We start from the raw sequence: 14,330 nt of genomic DNA, 5'->3' as shown, positions 1-14,330 counted from the left end.
CTCTGTTCAACACTGTTCTGGTCGCCAACCGCGGGGAGATCGCGGTTCGCGTAATCCGGTCGCTGCGTGCGCTCGGGATCCGTTCGGTGGCGGTGTACAGCGACGCGGACGCCGACGCCCGGCATGTCCGCGAGGCTGACACCGCGGTGCGCCTCGGCCCGGCCGAAGCGGCGAAGAGCTACCTGTCGATCCCGGCGATCGTCGCCGCGGCAACGGAAACCGGTGCGCAAGCGGTGCACCCGGGTTATGGCTTCCTTGCCGAGAACACCGCGTTCGCGCGGGCTTGCGCGGAGGCCGGACTGGTGTTCATCGGTCCGCCGCCGGAAGCGATCGACAAGATGGGCGACAAGATCCGGGCGAAGGCCACGGTGTCCGCGGCCGGGGTACCGGTGGTGCCCGGTGCGTCCGATGTGGACATCCCGGAGGGCGGGTTCGCCGAAGCCGCGGCGAAAGTCGGCTATCCGCTGCTGCTGAAGCCGTCCGCGGGCGGTGGCGGCAAGGGAATGCGCCTGGTGCACGAAGAGTCCGAACTGGACGCTGCGATCGAGTCCGCGCGCCGGGAAGCGAAGAGTTCGTTCGGGGACGACACACTGTTGATGGAGCGGTTCGTCACCACGCCGCGGCACATCGAGATCCAGGTGCTGGCCGACACCCACGGCACCGTGCTGCACCTCGGCGAACGCGAGTGCAGCCTGCAGCGGCGGCACCAGAAGATCATCGAGGAAGCGCCGTCGGTGCTGCTGGACGAGGCCACCCGGGCGAAGATGGGCGCGGCGGCCGCGGAAGCCGCGCGGTCGGTCGGCTACGTCGGCGCGGGCACGGTCGAGTTCATCATGTCCGCGCACAATCCGGACGAGTTCTTCTTCATGGAGATGAACACCCGGCTGCAGGTCGAGCACCCGGTCACGGAAATGGTGACCGGCCTCGACCTGGTGTCCTGGCAGGTTCGGGTCGCGGCCGGGGAGCCACTCGGCTTGACGCAGGACGACGTGCGCCTCGACGGGCACGCGGTCGAAGCCCGCGTCTACGCCGAGGACCCGGCACGCGGATTCATCCCGACCGGCGGCACGGTGCTGGCCGTGCACGAACCGTCCGGCGACGGCGTGCGGGTGGACTCGTGGATGTCGGCCGGTGCGGTGGTCGGGTCGAACTACGACCCGATGCTGGCGAAGATCATCGCGCACGGCCCGGACCGCGCCTCGGCGCTGCAGAAACTGGACCGCGCGCTGGCCGACACCGCGTTGCTCGGCCTCGGCACGAACATCGCGTTCCTGCGCGGGTTGCTGGCTGACGAGGACGTTCGCGCCGGACGGCTGGACACCGAACTGGTGGACCGGCGACTGTCCGAACTGATCTCTTCGGAAGTCCCGGCTGGGTTTTTCGTCGCCGCGGCCATGGACCGGCTGCTCTCGCTGCAGCCGACCGGCGCGGTCGTGGACCCGTGGGACATCCCGAGCGGATGGCGGCTCAGCGGCCCCGGCGGGATCACTTTCCGCTTGCGGACTGGGGAAAGCCAGGCCGTGGTGCGGGTCGAGGGCACTCCGTCGGACGCTTCGGTGCAGGTGGACGACGCCGAGCCAGTGCGCGTTTCGGCTCGCCGCGAAGGCGATCTGCTTGAAGTGCGCCGGGCGAATGGCATGGAGCGGTACCGCTGCGCGGACGGTCCACAACGGACGGTGTGGCTGGCCCGCGAAGGCCGGTCGTTCGCGTTCGCCGACCAGGAATTCACGTTGTCCTCGCGCGGCGAGGCGGCGGGCGCCGGCCCGGTGAAGAGCCCGATGCCGGGAACGGTGCTGGTGGTGAAGGGCGCCGAAGGCGACGTGGTGAGCGCGGGGACGCCGCTGCTGGTCGTCGAGGCGATGAAGATGGAGCACACCGTGACCGCGCCGATCGACGGTGTGGTGACTGAGCTTTCGGTGCGGGTCGGCCAGCAGGTCGCGCTCGACGAGACGCTGGCCGTGGTGAGCGCGGTGGAGGAGAAGCAGTGATCGACTTCCGGCTGGACGACGAATACGAAGCGCTTCGCAAGACGGTCGAGGACTTCGCTCAGGCGGAGGTCGCGCCGGTGATCGGCCCGCTGTACGAGAAGGAAGAATTCCCGTACGAGCTGGTCGCGAAAATGGGCGAGATGGGCCTGTTCGGCCTGCCGTTCCCGGAGGAATTCGGCGGCATGGGCGGGGATTACTTCGCGCTGTGCCTCGCGCTGGAGGAGCTGGCGCGGGTCGATTCCTCGGTCGCGATCACGCTGGAGGCGGGGGTTTCGCTCGGCGCGATGCCCATTTACCGCTTCGGCACCCAGGAGCAGAAGGAAACCTGGCTGCCGATGCTGACCACGGCCGAGGCGCTCGGCGGATTCGGCCTCACCGAACCCGGCGGCGGCTCCGACGCCGGGGCCACCCGCACGCGCGCCCGGCTCGACGGCGACGAGTGGGTCATCAACGGCAGCAAGGCGTTCATCACCAACTCCGGCACCGACATCACGAAACTGGTCACCGTCACCGCGGTCACCGACGTGATGGAGAACGGCCGCAAGGAGATCTCGGCGATCATCGTCCCGTCCGGCACGCCGGGCTTCGCGGTGGCCCCGAAGTACTCGAAGGTCGGCTGGAACTGCTCGGACACCCACGAACTGTCCTTTTCCGACGTCCGGGTGCCCGCCGAGAACCTGGTCGGCAAGCGGGGCCGCGGCTACGCGCAGTTCCTGTCCATTTTGGACGAGGGACGGGTGGCGATCGCCGCGCTGAGCGTCGGTCTCGCGCAGGGCTGCGTGGACGAATGCCTGAAGTACGCGAAGGACCGCGTCGCGTTCGGCCACCGGATCGGCGAGTACCAGGCGATCCAGTTCAAGATCGCGGAGATGGAGGTCCGCGCGCACACCGCCCGGCTGGCGTACTACCAGGCGGCGTCGAAAATGCTGCGCGGCGAACCGTTCAAGAAGGAAGCGTCGATCGCGAAACTGGTGGCGTCGGACGCGGCGATGGACAACGCCCGCGACGCGACGCAGATCTACGGCGGATACGGCTTCATGAACGAATTCCCGGTCAGCCGTTTCTACCGCGACGCGAAGATCCTGGAAATCGGCGAGGGAACCAGCGAGGTCCAGAAGATGCTGATCGCGCGCCACCTCGGGGTCGGCGCCTGAGACCCAGGCACCGCCAGGGCGTCCGGGCCGAGTCGCGTACGTGCACACTGGCCGCACCGGAGGACTGCGTGCACGGTTGTCGCGGTGTCTGCTGCGGAGAAATCCCTATTGTGGGCATATGGAGTTCACTATCCGGCCTGGGGTCGCCGGAGACGCAGACGTTGTACTGGGGTTTTTCGACGACGCCGTCGCCTGGCTGGTCGCTCGCGGCAGCGCGGGTCAATGGGGCACCGAACCGTGGAGCAAGATCCCGAAGCGGGCCGAGCGAGTGCGCGAGTACGCGGCGGACCCCGAGTTCCGGATGGCGGAGATCGACGGAAAGCCCGCGGGCGCGTTGATCCTCGGCCAAGCCATGCCCTACGTCCCGCCGGTCGACGAGCCCGAGTTGTACGTGCGGCTGTTGATCACCTCGCGCCAGTTCACCGGGCAACGGGTCGGCTCGCGGCTGCTGCGGCATTCGATGGACGAGGCGAAACGCCGCGGGATCGACCTGGTGCGCGTCGACTGCTGGGCGGGCGGCGACGGCGATCTGCCGCGCTACTACCAGAGCCAGGGCTTCACGCCGGCCGAGCAGTTCACCGTCGACGGCTGGCTCGGGCAGGTCCTTGAGCAACGGGTTGGGGGATAGCGGCCCGGACTGGTCCGGAGGACGATATTGGCCAAGTGTCAATAGACCGAGGAGTCCGCCATGGCGAGGCAGTCGCTCTCCGGAAAGGTCGTTGTCGTCACGGGCGGCGCGCAGGGCATCGGGGCGGCCACCGCCGCCGCGCTGCACCGGCGCGGCTCCCGGCTGGTGCTGGGTGACCTCGACCGGGTCCGCGCCGGGAAAACCGCTGGTGAGCTGGGCCCGGAGGTGGTCGCGTCGCCGCTGGACGTCACCGACCCGGCCGCCTTCACCGCGTTCCTGGACGACGTCGAACGCACCGTCGGGCCGATCGACGTGCTGATCAACAACGCCGGGATCATGCCGCTTTCGCCGCTGGACGAGGAGGACGACGCGGCCACGCGGCGGCTGCTGGAGATCAATGTGCACGCGGTCGTGCACGGCACGCGCGAGGCCGTCAAGCGGATGAAGCCGCGCGGCCGTGGACACATCGTGAACGTGGCGTCGATGGCTGGAAAGTCCGGATTCTCCGGAGCGGCCACGTACTGCGCTACGAAACACGCAGTGGTCGGGCTGTCCGAGGCGGTGCGGCTGGAGCTGCGCGGCACCGGTGTCGAGGTGTCCTGCGTGATGCCCGCGGTGGTGCGCACGGAACTCGCGTCGGGGCTGGGCGAGGCGCGGTTCATCAAGTCGGTGGGGCCCGACGACGTCGCGGCGGCGATCGTCGACGCGCTGGAGCGGCCGAAGTTCGACGTCTTCGTCCCGAAATCGCTCGATCTGACCGGCCGGATCACGCGGCTGTTCCCGCGCGCGTTCGGGGAATGGCTGATGCGCGCTCTCGGGGGCGACCAGCTGCTCGCGTCGGCCGCGCATTCGCCCGAGCGCGCCGAATACGAGGGCCGGGCCGCCCGGAGCGCGCCGTCGGCCGTCCCGCCTGGTGGGAGCGGCTGAGGCGCACGTGCGCTTGCCGGGTGCTTGCGGGAGTGGCGTGTTGATGCCGCGCCCGCGCGCACGGCAAGATGCCCGGCAGACGACGAGTTCCAGGAGGCGCTGAATGGTTTCCCCACCGGCCCGGTTGGCTGCCGCGGCGGCCAATGTCGTGGGCAAGGTTTTTCAGGGTGGGGTCGCCGATCTGCGGCCGATGCCGAGGGTGCTGATCGACCAGGGGCCGAACCGGTCGGTGTACCGGATGACGCACGGCGCGGCCGAGACCTCGGGCCCGCCGGTGCTGCTGGTGCCGCCGCTGGCCGCGCCCGCGCTCTGCTTCGACCTGCGCCGCGGCTGCAGCCTCATCGAGCACCTGGTCGAGCGCGGACGCCCGACCTACCTGGTGGATTACGGCATGGTCGCCTTCTCCGACCGCCGCCTCGGCATCGAGCACTGGATCGACGAGGTGCTGCCGAGGGCGATCCGGAAGGTCAGCGAGGACGCCGGCGGACAGGGCGTGCACCTGGTGTCGTGGTCGCTCGGCGGGATCTTCTCCATGCTGGTCAGCGCGGACCAGCCGGACCTGCCGATCGAATCGATCACCGCGGTCGGCTCGCCGGTCGATTTCACCGCGATCCCGATCGTCGCGCCGTTCCGTCCGCTCGTGGACCTGACCGGCGGGCATCTGCTCACGCCGGTGTACCGGGTGTTCGGCGGCGCACCGTCCTATGTGGTCACCCGGGTGTTCCGCGCCACCGGGATCTCCAAGGAGATCACGAAACCGCTGGCGATCCTGAAAAACCTCGACGACCGCGACTACCTCGCGCAGATCGAGGCCGTGGACCACTTCATGGGCAACATGTACGCCTACCCCGGGCGGACCTTCGGCCAGCTGTACCACCGTCTGTTCCGCACCAACGACCTAGCCGAGGGCACTGTCGACCTGAACGGGCGCAAGATCAGCCTGTCCGACGTGAAGACGCCGATGCTCGTGGTGGCGGGCGAAAACGACACCATCGCGCCGCGGGCGTCGGTGGAACGTGTGGTCGCGCTGCTGGAGAACGCGCCGGAGGTCCGGTTCCGCACCGCGCCCGGCGGGCACCTCGGCGTGCTCACCGGACGCCGGGCCCGAGGCACGACCTGGCGGTACCTGGACGAGTTCCTGGACGAACGGATCAGCTGACCGACGGCTGCGGCGGGAAGAACCAGGTCCGCACGTCGCGGGTGCGCACCGCGAGCCCGGCGAAAATCAGCGGCAGCAGCGGCCCGATCGCGCTCAGCGCGACCTGGATCCACCTGAAGATGCGGGCCTGTTCGAGGTCGGCCGGTGCCACCGGAGCGGTCAGGTCGAGCGGCTCAGGCCGGTTCCGCGGATTTCCGCGCGGCGGAGAGCAATCCGATGTCCGCGCGAAGCCGGGAAAAACCGGCGGTACCGTGTGCCGGTGATCGGTGCATATGTGACCTCCCTCGGCAGCAGTTCCGAGATCAAGATCGGCCCGCTCCCGGACCCGGTGCCCGGCCCGCGCGAGGTGCTGGTGAAAGTCTCCGCGGTGGCGGTGAACCACGTCGACACCTTCGTCCGTTCCGGCGCGTACGCCACCGACGTTTCGTTTCCGTTCGTCATCGGCCGGGATCTGGTGGGCACCGTCGTCTCCTCGCCGGTCAACCGCTTCGCCCCCGGCGACCGAGTGTGGTGCAACAGCCTCGGCTACGACGGACGGCAGGGTTCCTTCGCCGAGTACTGCGCGGTCCCCGAGGACCGGCTGTATGCGTTGCCGGACGGGGTTTCTGACGACGCGGTCGCCGTCCTGCACTCCGCCGCCACGGCGTATCTCGGTCTCTTCGAGCACGCCGACGCCGGCTACGGCGAGACGATCGCGGTGCTCGGCGCGGGCGGCGGCGTCGGCAGCGCGGTCGTCCAACTTGCTTCGACCGCCGGCCTGCGCGTCATCGCCACCGCCCGCGCCGACGACGCGGAGTGGTGCTGGGAATGCGGTGCCGAAGAGGTTTTCGACTACACCGATCCCGACCTCTACGACAAACTCCCCGCAGTGGATCTGTTGTGGGACAACGCGGGCCGCCACGACCTGATCTCGGCAGTGCCGCTGTTGTCCCGAGGCGGACGCATCGTGGCGATGGCCGGACTGCGGGAGACGCCGACGCTGCCGATCGGCGAGTTGTACACCCGGGATGCCAGCATCCGCGGTTTCGCCCTCAGCAACGCCGGTGTCACCGCGCTGGGTTCCGCGGCTCGCGTCATCAACCAGGGCCTGTCCACCGGCATCCTGCGTCCCCGGATCGGTACCCGCCTGACTCTGTCGTCGGCCGCCGAAGCGCACCGATTGCTGGAGTCAGGCGAGGCGCGCGGCCGGATCGTGCTGGAGGTTTAAGCCGCGCAGAAAACGTCCGCCGCGGGCCGCTTTCCGGTGGTGAGGAACTCGTTCACCGCGTTGTTCCCGCACTTGTTGGCCGCGAATACGTAAGCCCCGTGTCCGCCTTGGTCGACGGTCACCATCCGCGCCCGGTCACCGAACGCCGCGCGCAGCTTGCGTGCGTTGACCAGCGGCGTGCCCGGGTCGCGCGTGTTCTGCACCATCAGCACATTCGACGGCCCGCGGTCGCTGATCCGCACCTTCTGCTCGACCGGCGCGGCCCAGTACGCACACGCCGCGATGTTCGCCTCGCCCGCCCCGATCAGCGGATACCGGACGCGGTCGAGCGCCACGTTCACCTGGTAGGCTCCGATCGATTTCGGCCAGTTCGAATCGCCGCAGATCACCGCGAACCGGGAGGCGAACATGTTCTCGCTCGCCGCCGGTCCTTCTTGGGCCGGTTCCTTGCCCTGGTCAAGGTCGTGCATCATCGCGGCCAGCGTCGTGAACTGAGAGTCGCTGTAGGTCAACGAAAACGCCGCCCCGCGCAGGAGCCCGCCGGTGATCCCGGCGACCGGGTGCCGGTCCAGCCGCGCGACCAGGTCGTAGAACTTCGCCGTCGCCTGCGCTGGCGTGCTGCCGAGACCGTACTGCGGATTCGCCGCGGCGTACTTCGCGAAATCGGGGAAGCGATCCTCGATTCCCCGGCCGAAGCCGTGCATCGCGTCGATGTCGTAACCGCCCGGTCCGAGGTTGCTGTCGAGCACGATCCGGTCGCTGCGCCGCGGGTACATCGTGGTGTACACCGCGCCGAGGTAGGTCCCGTACGACGCGCCCAGGTAGGAGATCTTCTGCTCGCCCAACGCCTCGCGGATCCGGTCCATGTCGCGCGCGGTGTTCGCCGTGGTGGTGTAGGGCAGCATCCAGCCGGTTTTGGCGTCAGCGCACTGTTTGGCCTCCGCCTTCGCCACGGCTGCCTGCTTCACGACGTCTTGCGGTCCGTTGGCGTACGGCAAGTTCCCGATCGCCATCTGTTCCGGCGTGAGATTGCAGGTAACCGGCGCACTGTGCCCGACCCCGCGCGGATCGAAGCCGATGAGGTCGTAGCTGTCGAGCACGTCCTTCGGCATCGGCGACGGAATCCCCGGCACCTGAAGCGACAGGACGCCGGGATAGCTCAGCCCTTCGCCGCCCGGACCGCCTGGGTTGAGCAACAGCACCCCGCGCTTCTTCGCCGGATTCTTGCTGGGCAGGCGGGAGATCGCGAGATCGATCTTGCGCCCGTCCGGATCCTGGTAGTTCACTGGCACCTTGAGTGTCGTGCATTGCAGCCCCGGAGCTGGATGCGCGTCGGCCGGGCACGCTCCCCACTCGATCGCTGTGGATGCTGACGCCGCCGGTGCCGTAGTCGCCGCGATCGCGGCGACGGCGGCGAGCAACAGGACTTTCCGCATTGGATCCCCTTTCCTCCTCCCGATTTCATCGGAATCCGGGGCCAGCGGCCAGTGCCGCCGCGTCATCGCTCCGCCGTGACATTCCGGCCGGAAGGCAATGACGCGGTGTCACTGGCGTAAGCAATTGCCAACAGGTACAAGCGCCCGTGACAAACCAATCGCCGCGATGCGCGAGGTGCGAGATGCGACCGAAGACCTGCCCGGAATGCCTGGGCTCCGGCATGGACCGAGACCGGAAGATCTGCCCGAAGTGCGGCGGGCTGGGAGAGATCTACGAGTTCAGCGTGAGAACCACTTTGCCCTGCAGGTGACCGCCGTCGAGCAGGCGATGCGCGTCGGCGACGCGCTCGAACGGGAACGTCTCCTGCACGTGGACGCGGAGCTTGCCCTGGTCCACGAGTGCGACGAGGTTGCGCAGACCGACCGGATCCGGGTCGACCGCGATGCCGCTGAAGCGCATGCCCGCCGCCTCGAACCTCCCGATCAGCTCTGTGTCCTCCTCGGCGACCGCCGTCACCAGATGCCCTCCTGGGCGGAGCACTCCGAGCGACCGCTCGACGGTGTCGCCGCCGAGGGTGTCGAGTACAACGTCGATGTCGCGGACCACCTCGGCGAAGTCGACCTTCGTGTAGTCGATGACTTCATCGGCACCGAGCCCCTCGACGAACTCGCGCTTGCTCTCGCTGGCCGTCGTAAGCACCTGCGCGCCAAGGGCTTTCGCGATCTGGATCGCGACGTGCCCGACCCCGCCGCCACCGCCGTGGACCAGAACGCGATCGCCCGCCGCCACGCCGCCGAGGTCGACCAGGCCCTGCCACGCCGTCAGCCCGACGACCGGCAACGCCGCGGCCTCGACGTGCGAAAGCTCCTTCGGCTTGCCGACGAGATGCAAGGCCGGAGCAGCCACCGCCTCGGCGTACGCGTTGGCCGCACGGGGAAACAACGGCATCCCGAACACTTCGTCACCAGGCCGGAACCGCCAGGTCAACGCCTCTTCGACCACGCCGCTGAGGTCCCAGCCGAGGACGAACGGCGGCTGGCCGAGCAACGGGAACTCGCCGTCGCGCAGCCGCGCCTCCAACGGATTGAGCCCGATCGCCTTGACGCGCACGAGGACTTCGGTCGGCAAGGCCCGGGGTTCGGGCGCGTCCGCGACCGTGAGCACTTCGGGGCCGCCGAGCTTCTGCTGGGTGATGACTCGCATGACTCTCCTGGTTTCTGGAGGGATACGAGAACCAGGCTAGGATTGCGATAGGTACCTGCGGGTACCTTGGCCGCCATGAGCGGTTCCCGCGGCATCTTCCTCGCCGACTGCCCGGCGCGGCTGGCAGTAGAGCTGATCGCCGACAAGTGGACCGTGGTCGTGCTCGCGGGCCTCAGCGAGGGCCCGGTCCGCCACGGCGACCTGGTCGAGCTGATCGGCGGCATCTCCCGAAAGATGCTCACCCAGACCCTGCGCCGGCTCGAAGCGCACGGGCTCGTTCGCCGCCAGGCGTATGCGGAGGCACCGCCGCGGGTCGAGTACGAACTGACGCCGCTGGGAGCGACGCTGATCGAGCCGATCCATACCCTGACGGAGTGGGCCCGGGCGAATGGGGACGCGGTTCTGGATGCGCTGGACGCTGCGCACGGCTGAGCGCTGAGTGTCTGGACACGAGAAAGCCGCCCGGTCGAAACGCCCGAGCGGCTTCCCCTCGCCGCATAACTACTTCAACTGCGCCGAAGTCTTCCCCAGCACCCGCCGAGCCACGATCAACTGCTGAATCTGCTGCGTACCCTCGAAGATGTCCAGGATCTTGGCATCCCGGGACCACTTCTCCAGCAGCGATTCCTCCGTGTACCCGTACGACCCGGCGAGTTCAACACACTTCAGCGTCACCTCGACCACCGTCCGCCCCGCCTTGGCCTTGGCCATCGACGCCTGCAGCGAGTTCGGCTGACGGTTGTCCGCCATCCAAGCCGACTCCAGCGTCAGCAGATACGCGGCCTCGTAATCCGCCTCCAACTGCAGGAACGTCGCCGCCGCGGCGTGCTGGGTCAACGCCGGACGGTCGTAGTCGATGCCGACGCCGGCTTCGGTCAGGATGCGGCGGGTTTCGTCCAGTGCCGCGCGGGCGACGCCGATCGCCATCGCGGCTACCAGCGGGCGGGTGTTGTCGAAGGTCTGCATGACCCCGGCGAACCCCTTGGCCGTGTCGATTTCCGGCGTGCCCAGGAGGTTTTCGCGCGGAACGCGGCAGTTCTCGAAGCGCAGCACGGCGGTGTCGGACGCGCGGATGCCCAGTTTGTGTTCCACGCGCACGACCTCGAAACCGGGCGTGCCCTTCTCCACCACGAACGACTTGATCGCGGCGCGGCCCTTCGTGCGGTCCAGTGTCGCCCAGACCACGACGGCGTCGGCGCGCTGGCCGGAGGTCACGAAGATCTTTTCGCCGTTCAGGATGTAGTCGTCGCCGTCCTGGGTGGCCGTGGTGGTGATGGCGGCCGAGTCCGAACCGCAGCCGGGTTCGGTGATCGCCATCGCGGCCCACAGGCCCTTGAAGCGCTCAAGCTGCTCGTCGGTCGCCACGGAGCCGATCGCGGCGTTGCCGAGGCCCTGGCGCGGCATGGACAGCAGCAGGCCGACGTCGCCCCAGCACATTTCGATCGTGCCGAGCACCACGTTCAGGTTGGCGCCGTTGCGGTTTCCCTTGGGGCCGTCGTCCTTTCCGGACCGGCGCACCCCGGCCGCGCCCGCGCCGCCTTCGCCGGAGGAGTTCAGGCCGTCCAGCAGCGCGGCGAACATGTCCAATTCGGACGGATAGGTGTGCTCGGCGCGGTCGTACTTGCGCGAGATCGGCCGGAACACCTCGGCCGCGGCCTGGTACGCCTGGTTGATCAGGGCGCCGGCTTTCTTCGGGGTTTCCAGGTTGATCATGAGGGGGGTGCCTTTCGGAGGGGGTCGTGAGTGGCGATGCCGGTGAGAACCGGGATGAACACTCACGAGTCAGAGGAGGACGGCGCCTTCCAGCACGCCGATCGCCCGCAGGTCGCGGTACCAGCGCTCCACCGGGTGCTCCTTCACGAACCCGTGCCCGCCCAGCAGTTGCACGCCGGCGTTGCCGATCTGCATGCCCTTGTCCGTCGCGAGCTTGCGGGCGAGCGCCGCTTCCCGCGCGTATTCCTTGCCCTGTTCGGCCCGGGCGGCCGCGCGCAGCGTGACCAGGCGCAGGCCCTCCAGCTCGATCGCGATGTCCGCCACCGAGAACGCGACCGCCTGCCGGTGGCTGATCGGTTCGCCGAACGCGGTGCGCTCGTTCACGTAAGGCACCACGTAGTCCAGCACGGCCTTGCCGACACCGGCGGCGAGCGCCGCCCAGCCGAGCCGGGAAAGCCGGACCACCTCGGTGAACACGTCCGCCTTGCCGCCGCCGAGCAGCGCGCCCGCGGGCAGCGAAACCTTCTCCAGGTGCAGTTTCCCGGTGGCCGCGCCGCGCAGCCCCATCGCGGGCTCGGACTCGATCGTCACGCCCGCGCTGGACGATTCGACCAGGAACAGCGCCGGTCCGCGGCCTTCCAGATCGGCCGAGACAATGAACAGCTCGGCCTCCGCCGCACGCGGGACGAGCGACTTCACGCCGTCGAGCTGATAGCCCTTCGGGGTGCGCTTCGCCTTGGTGGCGGGCTTGAACGGGTCGAACAACGGCGTCCGCTCCAGCAGCGCGAGCGCCGCGGCGGGCACCTGCTCGCCGGTGAACGCGGGCACGTAGTCGGCTTGCTGCTGCTCGTCGCCCCACGCGACCAGTGCGGTGCTCACCGCGGACGGGGCCAGCACGGCCACCGCCAGTCCGAGGTCGCCGTGCGCGAGCGCCTCCGCGACCAGCGCGTTCGTCACGACCGAACGCTCAGTTCCCGCGCCGCCCAGCTCTTCTGGAATACCGATGAGGCTGACGCCCAGTTCGGCCGCGCGGCTGAGCAGGCCCTCCGGCGCGGCGAGCTTCTCGTCGGCGTCCGCGGCCGCCGGACGCAGCTGTTCGGCGGCGAACTCGCTGACCGTCTCGACGATGAGCTTCTGGTCCTCGTCCGGCGTCAGGTCGAACAGCCCGCGGTCGTCCGGCTTCGCCAGCCGCGCCGGTTTGCCCAGCCGCTGGACCGAGGTGAACGACCTGGTCGCCGCCCCCGCCGCGCGGAAGCCGCCGCGGGTCCCCGTCTTGACCAGGTTCTGCACCGGCCCGCGCAGCCCGACCCGGTCGATCGCCTTGCTCCCGGCCAACCGGGTGAGCGCGGCCAGGCCGAGGCCCATCGCGTCTCGTTTCCTTGGCGCAGCCATGCAGCATCTCCCTCGCGTTACCTACTCACGAGTAGGTTAGCGTGGCGATCCGGAATCCGCCAGTGCGGCCCGGCTCACCCGGCGACCGGCCGGCCGGGTGAGCGACGTGCGTTCGAACGCGATGAGCAGCGGGACCGAGGCCGTGACGACCAGCGGCGAGGCCGCGGGCACGTAGCTGCACCAGCACCGCCACGGCACCAGCAGTCCCTCGCCGACGCCACGTGCCCGCGTGACCCGACGAAGCTGGATATTCCCAAACCTCAGCCGAGCCCGAGAACCGCGTGCAGCACCGTCGTCAGCTCCGTCTGCAGATGCGGCCTGCTCTTGATCCGTCCAGTCCGGCTGAGATCGTTCGCGATGGTCAGCGCGGCGTGCACCCGGATCTTCGCCTCGCGTGCCGGAAGCTCCGGAAACACCGTGCACAGCAAGGAAACCCACTGATCGACGTAGTCGCGCTGAACCCGGCGCAGATCGGCTTTGTCCCGCTGCGGCATGGTCGCGCGGTCCGCGGTGAAGGACACCAGCAATTCCGGCGTGCGCAGCAGAATATGCACGTACGACGCGGCGAGCCTGCCCAGTGCGGACCGTTCGTCCGGGGCTTGCAGCGCCTGTTCGGCGGCCAGCGCGAGCCGATCGGCGGCGCGGTGTCCGATCGCGACCATCAGCGCGGCCTTGCTGGGGAAGTGCCGGTACACGCTGGGCCCGGCGATGCCCGCCGCCGCGCCGATGTCTTCCATGCTCACCGTGTGGAAGCCGCGTTCGGCGAAGAGCCCGGTCGCGGCGGTCAGCACCTGCTCGCGCCGGGACGGCGTGCCGAGGCTGCTCGCGACCGGCGGCGCGGGCTCGTCCGGGGCCGGCAGTGAGACGTCGAGCACAGTCTGAGCCAGTTCGGCCAGCAGCGGCACGAAGCGTTTGCGCGCCACCGACGTGTGGTGCACCGCGACGCTCCCGAACACCGACAGCGCGGCCCAGCACAGCAGCTCGGCCTCGTCCGCGGACAGTTCCGGACGCAGCGTGAGCAGGGCTTTCGTCCACGCGCCGAGCACCGCGCCGGACCGGCGGCGGATCTCCCGGCGCTGCTCGCGCGGCAGATGCGGACCTTCCCAGCGCCACAGCGCGGCGATCTCCCGGCGTTCGACCGCCTGCGTCGCGAGGCCGGTGAGCAGGGCGTCCAGCTGGGAAAGCGGCGGCGCGGAATCTGCGAGCGCGGCCGCGGTGGCCGACTCCATGTCGTCGATCCCGGCGAGCACGACGTAGGCGAGGATCGCCTGCTTGTCGGCGAAATGCCGGTACAGCGCGGGTCCGGTCACGCCCGCCGCGGCGGCGATGTCGATGACCGCGACGCCGTGGAACCCCCGCGCGCGAAACAGCTCGGCCGCGACGGCGGCGAGCTGGGCCTTGCGGTCGCGAGGCCGCGTGCCGCGAGCGGGAGACGTACTCATGGTGAACTGACCATAGCGCCTATCGAAACTACGGCAACCCATTGACACCATGGGGTTCATCGGGCTTATGTTAATGGCGA

The 14,330-nt window shown here is 69.2% G+C and carries 14 protein-coding genes; 7 read left to right on the top strand and 7 right to left on the bottom strand.

Translation table 11 applies throughout. The annotated features are described in order from the left end of the window. The first annotated feature begins 2 nt into the window (after positions 1-2). The 5 genes from BM362_RS12740 to BM362_RS12720 all read left to right on the top strand — a co-directional run bounded on the left by BM362_RS12740 (position 3) and on the right by BM362_RS12720 (position 5,856). Positions 3-1,988: an acetyl/propionyl/methylcrotonyl-CoA carboxylase subunit alpha gene (locus BM362_RS12740; RefSeq protein ID WP_093573435.1), complete on the top strand. Its 1,986-nt coding sequence runs from the start codon at positions 3-5 to the stop codon at positions 1,986-1,988. Then, a complete protein-coding gene (locus BM362_RS12735; protein ID WP_067576149.1) occupies positions 1,985-3,142 on the top strand; it encodes an acyl-CoA dehydrogenase family protein in 1,158 nt (385 codons plus the stop codon). The genes BM362_RS12740 and BM362_RS12735 overlap by 4 nt, the downstream gene beginning before the upstream one ends. A gap of 118 nt (positions 3,143-3,260) precedes the next feature. Then, complete coding sequence (locus BM362_RS12730; protein WP_093573230.1) at positions 3,261-3,770, top strand: GNAT family N-acetyltransferase; 510 nt, start codon at positions 3,261-3,263, stop codon at positions 3,768-3,770. A gap of 60 nt (positions 3,771-3,830) precedes the next feature. Further along, complete coding sequence (locus BM362_RS12725; protein WP_093573229.1) at positions 3,831-4,697, top strand: SDR family oxidoreductase; 867 nt, start codon at positions 3,831-3,833, stop codon at positions 4,695-4,697. Positions 4,698-4,800: 103 nt separating this feature from the next. Next, positions 4,801-5,856, top strand: a complete 1,056-nt coding sequence (locus tag BM362_RS12720; protein WP_067576155.1) for an alpha/beta fold hydrolase — start codon at positions 4,801-4,803, stop codon at positions 5,854-5,856. Here the strand turns inward: BM362_RS12720 and BM362_RS47380 are convergent. Continuing rightward, positions 5,849-6,007 (bottom strand): hypothetical protein, encoded by a 159-nt coding sequence (locus tag BM362_RS47380; protein ID WP_157904809.1) that lies wholly within the window; start codon positions 6,005-6,007, stop codon positions 5,849-5,851. The two genes, BM362_RS12720 and BM362_RS47380, sit on opposite strands and share 8 nt — an antisense overlap. Positions 6,008-6,115: 108 nt before the next feature. Here BM362_RS47380 and BM362_RS12715 point away from each other — a divergent pair, with 108 nt between their 5' ends. Continuing rightward, a complete protein-coding gene (locus BM362_RS12715; RefSeq protein WP_067576586.1) occupies positions 6,116-7,063 on the top strand; it encodes an NADPH:quinone reductase in 948 nt (315 codons plus the stop codon). Here the strand turns inward: BM362_RS12715 and BM362_RS12710 are convergent. Both BM362_RS12710 and BM362_RS12705 read right to left on the bottom strand, forming a co-directional pair. Continuing rightward, a complete protein-coding gene (locus BM362_RS12710) occupies positions 7,060-8,499 on the bottom strand; it encodes an alpha/beta hydrolase (RefSeq protein ID WP_093573228.1) in 1,440 nt (479 codons plus the stop codon). The genes BM362_RS12715 and BM362_RS12710 overlap by 4 nt on opposite strands. Positions 8,500-8,770: 271 nt before the next feature. Then, on the bottom strand, positions 8,771-9,703 hold the full coding sequence (locus BM362_RS12705; protein ID WP_067576159.1) for an NADP-dependent oxidoreductase: 933 nt from the start codon (positions 9,701-9,703) through the stop codon (positions 8,771-8,773). A 75-nt stretch (positions 9,704-9,778) separates the two neighbouring features. Between BM362_RS12705 and BM362_RS12700 the strand changes: the two genes are divergently transcribed. Further along, positions 9,779-10,135, top strand: coding sequence for a winged helix-turn-helix transcriptional regulator (locus BM362_RS12700; RefSeq protein ID WP_067576161.1), 357 nt, complete (start codon positions 9,779-9,781; stop codon positions 10,133-10,135). 69 nt (positions 10,136-10,204) lie between these two features. Here the strand turns inward: BM362_RS12700 and BM362_RS12695 are convergent, their stop codons facing one another. From BM362_RS12695 to BM362_RS12685, 4 genes are all read right to left on the bottom strand, one after another. Further along, a complete protein-coding gene (locus BM362_RS12695) occupies positions 10,205-11,416 on the bottom strand; it encodes an acyl-CoA dehydrogenase family protein (protein WP_067576163.1) in 1,212 nt (403 codons plus the stop codon). A 69-nt stretch (positions 11,417-11,485) separates the two neighbouring features. Continuing rightward, positions 11,486-12,781, bottom strand: a complete 1,296-nt coding sequence (locus BM362_RS12690; protein WP_067576164.1) for an acyl-CoA dehydrogenase family protein — start codon at positions 12,779-12,781, stop codon at positions 11,486-11,488. 63 nt (positions 12,782-12,844) lie between these two features. Next, positions 12,845-13,006, bottom strand: coding sequence for a hypothetical protein (locus BM362_RS47375; RefSeq protein ID WP_167545276.1), 162 nt, complete (start codon positions 13,004-13,006; stop codon positions 12,845-12,847). A gap of 62 nt (positions 13,007-13,068) precedes the next feature. Further along, positions 13,069-14,250, bottom strand: a complete 1,182-nt coding sequence (locus BM362_RS12685) for a TetR/AcrR family transcriptional regulator (protein ID WP_067576166.1) — start codon at positions 14,248-14,250, stop codon at positions 13,069-13,071. Between the last annotated feature and the right edge of the window lie 80 nt (positions 14,251-14,330).

This window comes from Amycolatopsis rubida (genome assembly GCF_900115345.1).
In the GTDB taxonomy this organism is placed as follows: domain Bacteria; phylum Actinomycetota; class Actinomycetes; order Mycobacteriales; family Pseudonocardiaceae; genus Amycolatopsis; species Amycolatopsis rubida.
Note: the sequence above shows the minus strand (reverse complement) of the source record. Positions and strands in the feature narration are given on the sequence as shown.

Bases quoted from the DNA above. Each gene is read 5' to 3' on its own strand.
- BM362_RS12730 (WP_093573230.1), top strand. From the start codon at position 3,261: ATGGAGTTCACTATCCGGCCTGGGGTCGCCGGAGACGCAGACGTTGTA.
- BM362_RS12725 (WP_093573229.1), top strand. From the start codon at position 3,831: ATGGCGAGGCAGTCGCTCTCCGGAAAGGTCGTTGTCGTCACGGGCGGC.
- BM362_RS12720 (WP_067576155.1), top strand. From the start codon at position 4,801: ATGGTTTCCCCACCGGCCCGGTTGGCTGCCGCGGCGGCCAATGTCGTG.
- BM362_RS12710 (WP_093573228.1), bottom strand. From the start codon at position 8,499: ATGCGGAAAGTCCTGTTGCTCGCCGCCGTCGCCGCGATCGCGGCGACT.
- BM362_RS12705 (WP_067576159.1), bottom strand. From the start codon at position 9,703: ATGCGAGTCATCACCCAGCAGAAGCTCGGCGGCCCCGAAGTGCTCACG.
- BM362_RS12700 (WP_067576161.1), top strand. From the start codon at position 9,779: ATGAGCGGTTCCCGCGGCATCTTCCTCGCCGACTGCCCGGCGCGGCTG.
- BM362_RS12695 (WP_067576163.1), bottom strand. From the start codon at position 11,416: ATGATCAACCTGGAAACCCCGAAGAAAGCCGGCGCCCTGATCAACCAG.
- BM362_RS12690 (WP_067576164.1), bottom strand. From the start codon at position 12,781: ATGGGCCTCGGCCTGGCCGCGCTCACCCGGTTGGCCGGGAGCAAGGCG.
- BM362_RS12685 (WP_067576166.1), bottom strand. From the start codon at position 14,250: ATGAGTACGTCTCCCGCTCGCGGCACGCGGCCTCGCGACCGCAAGGCC.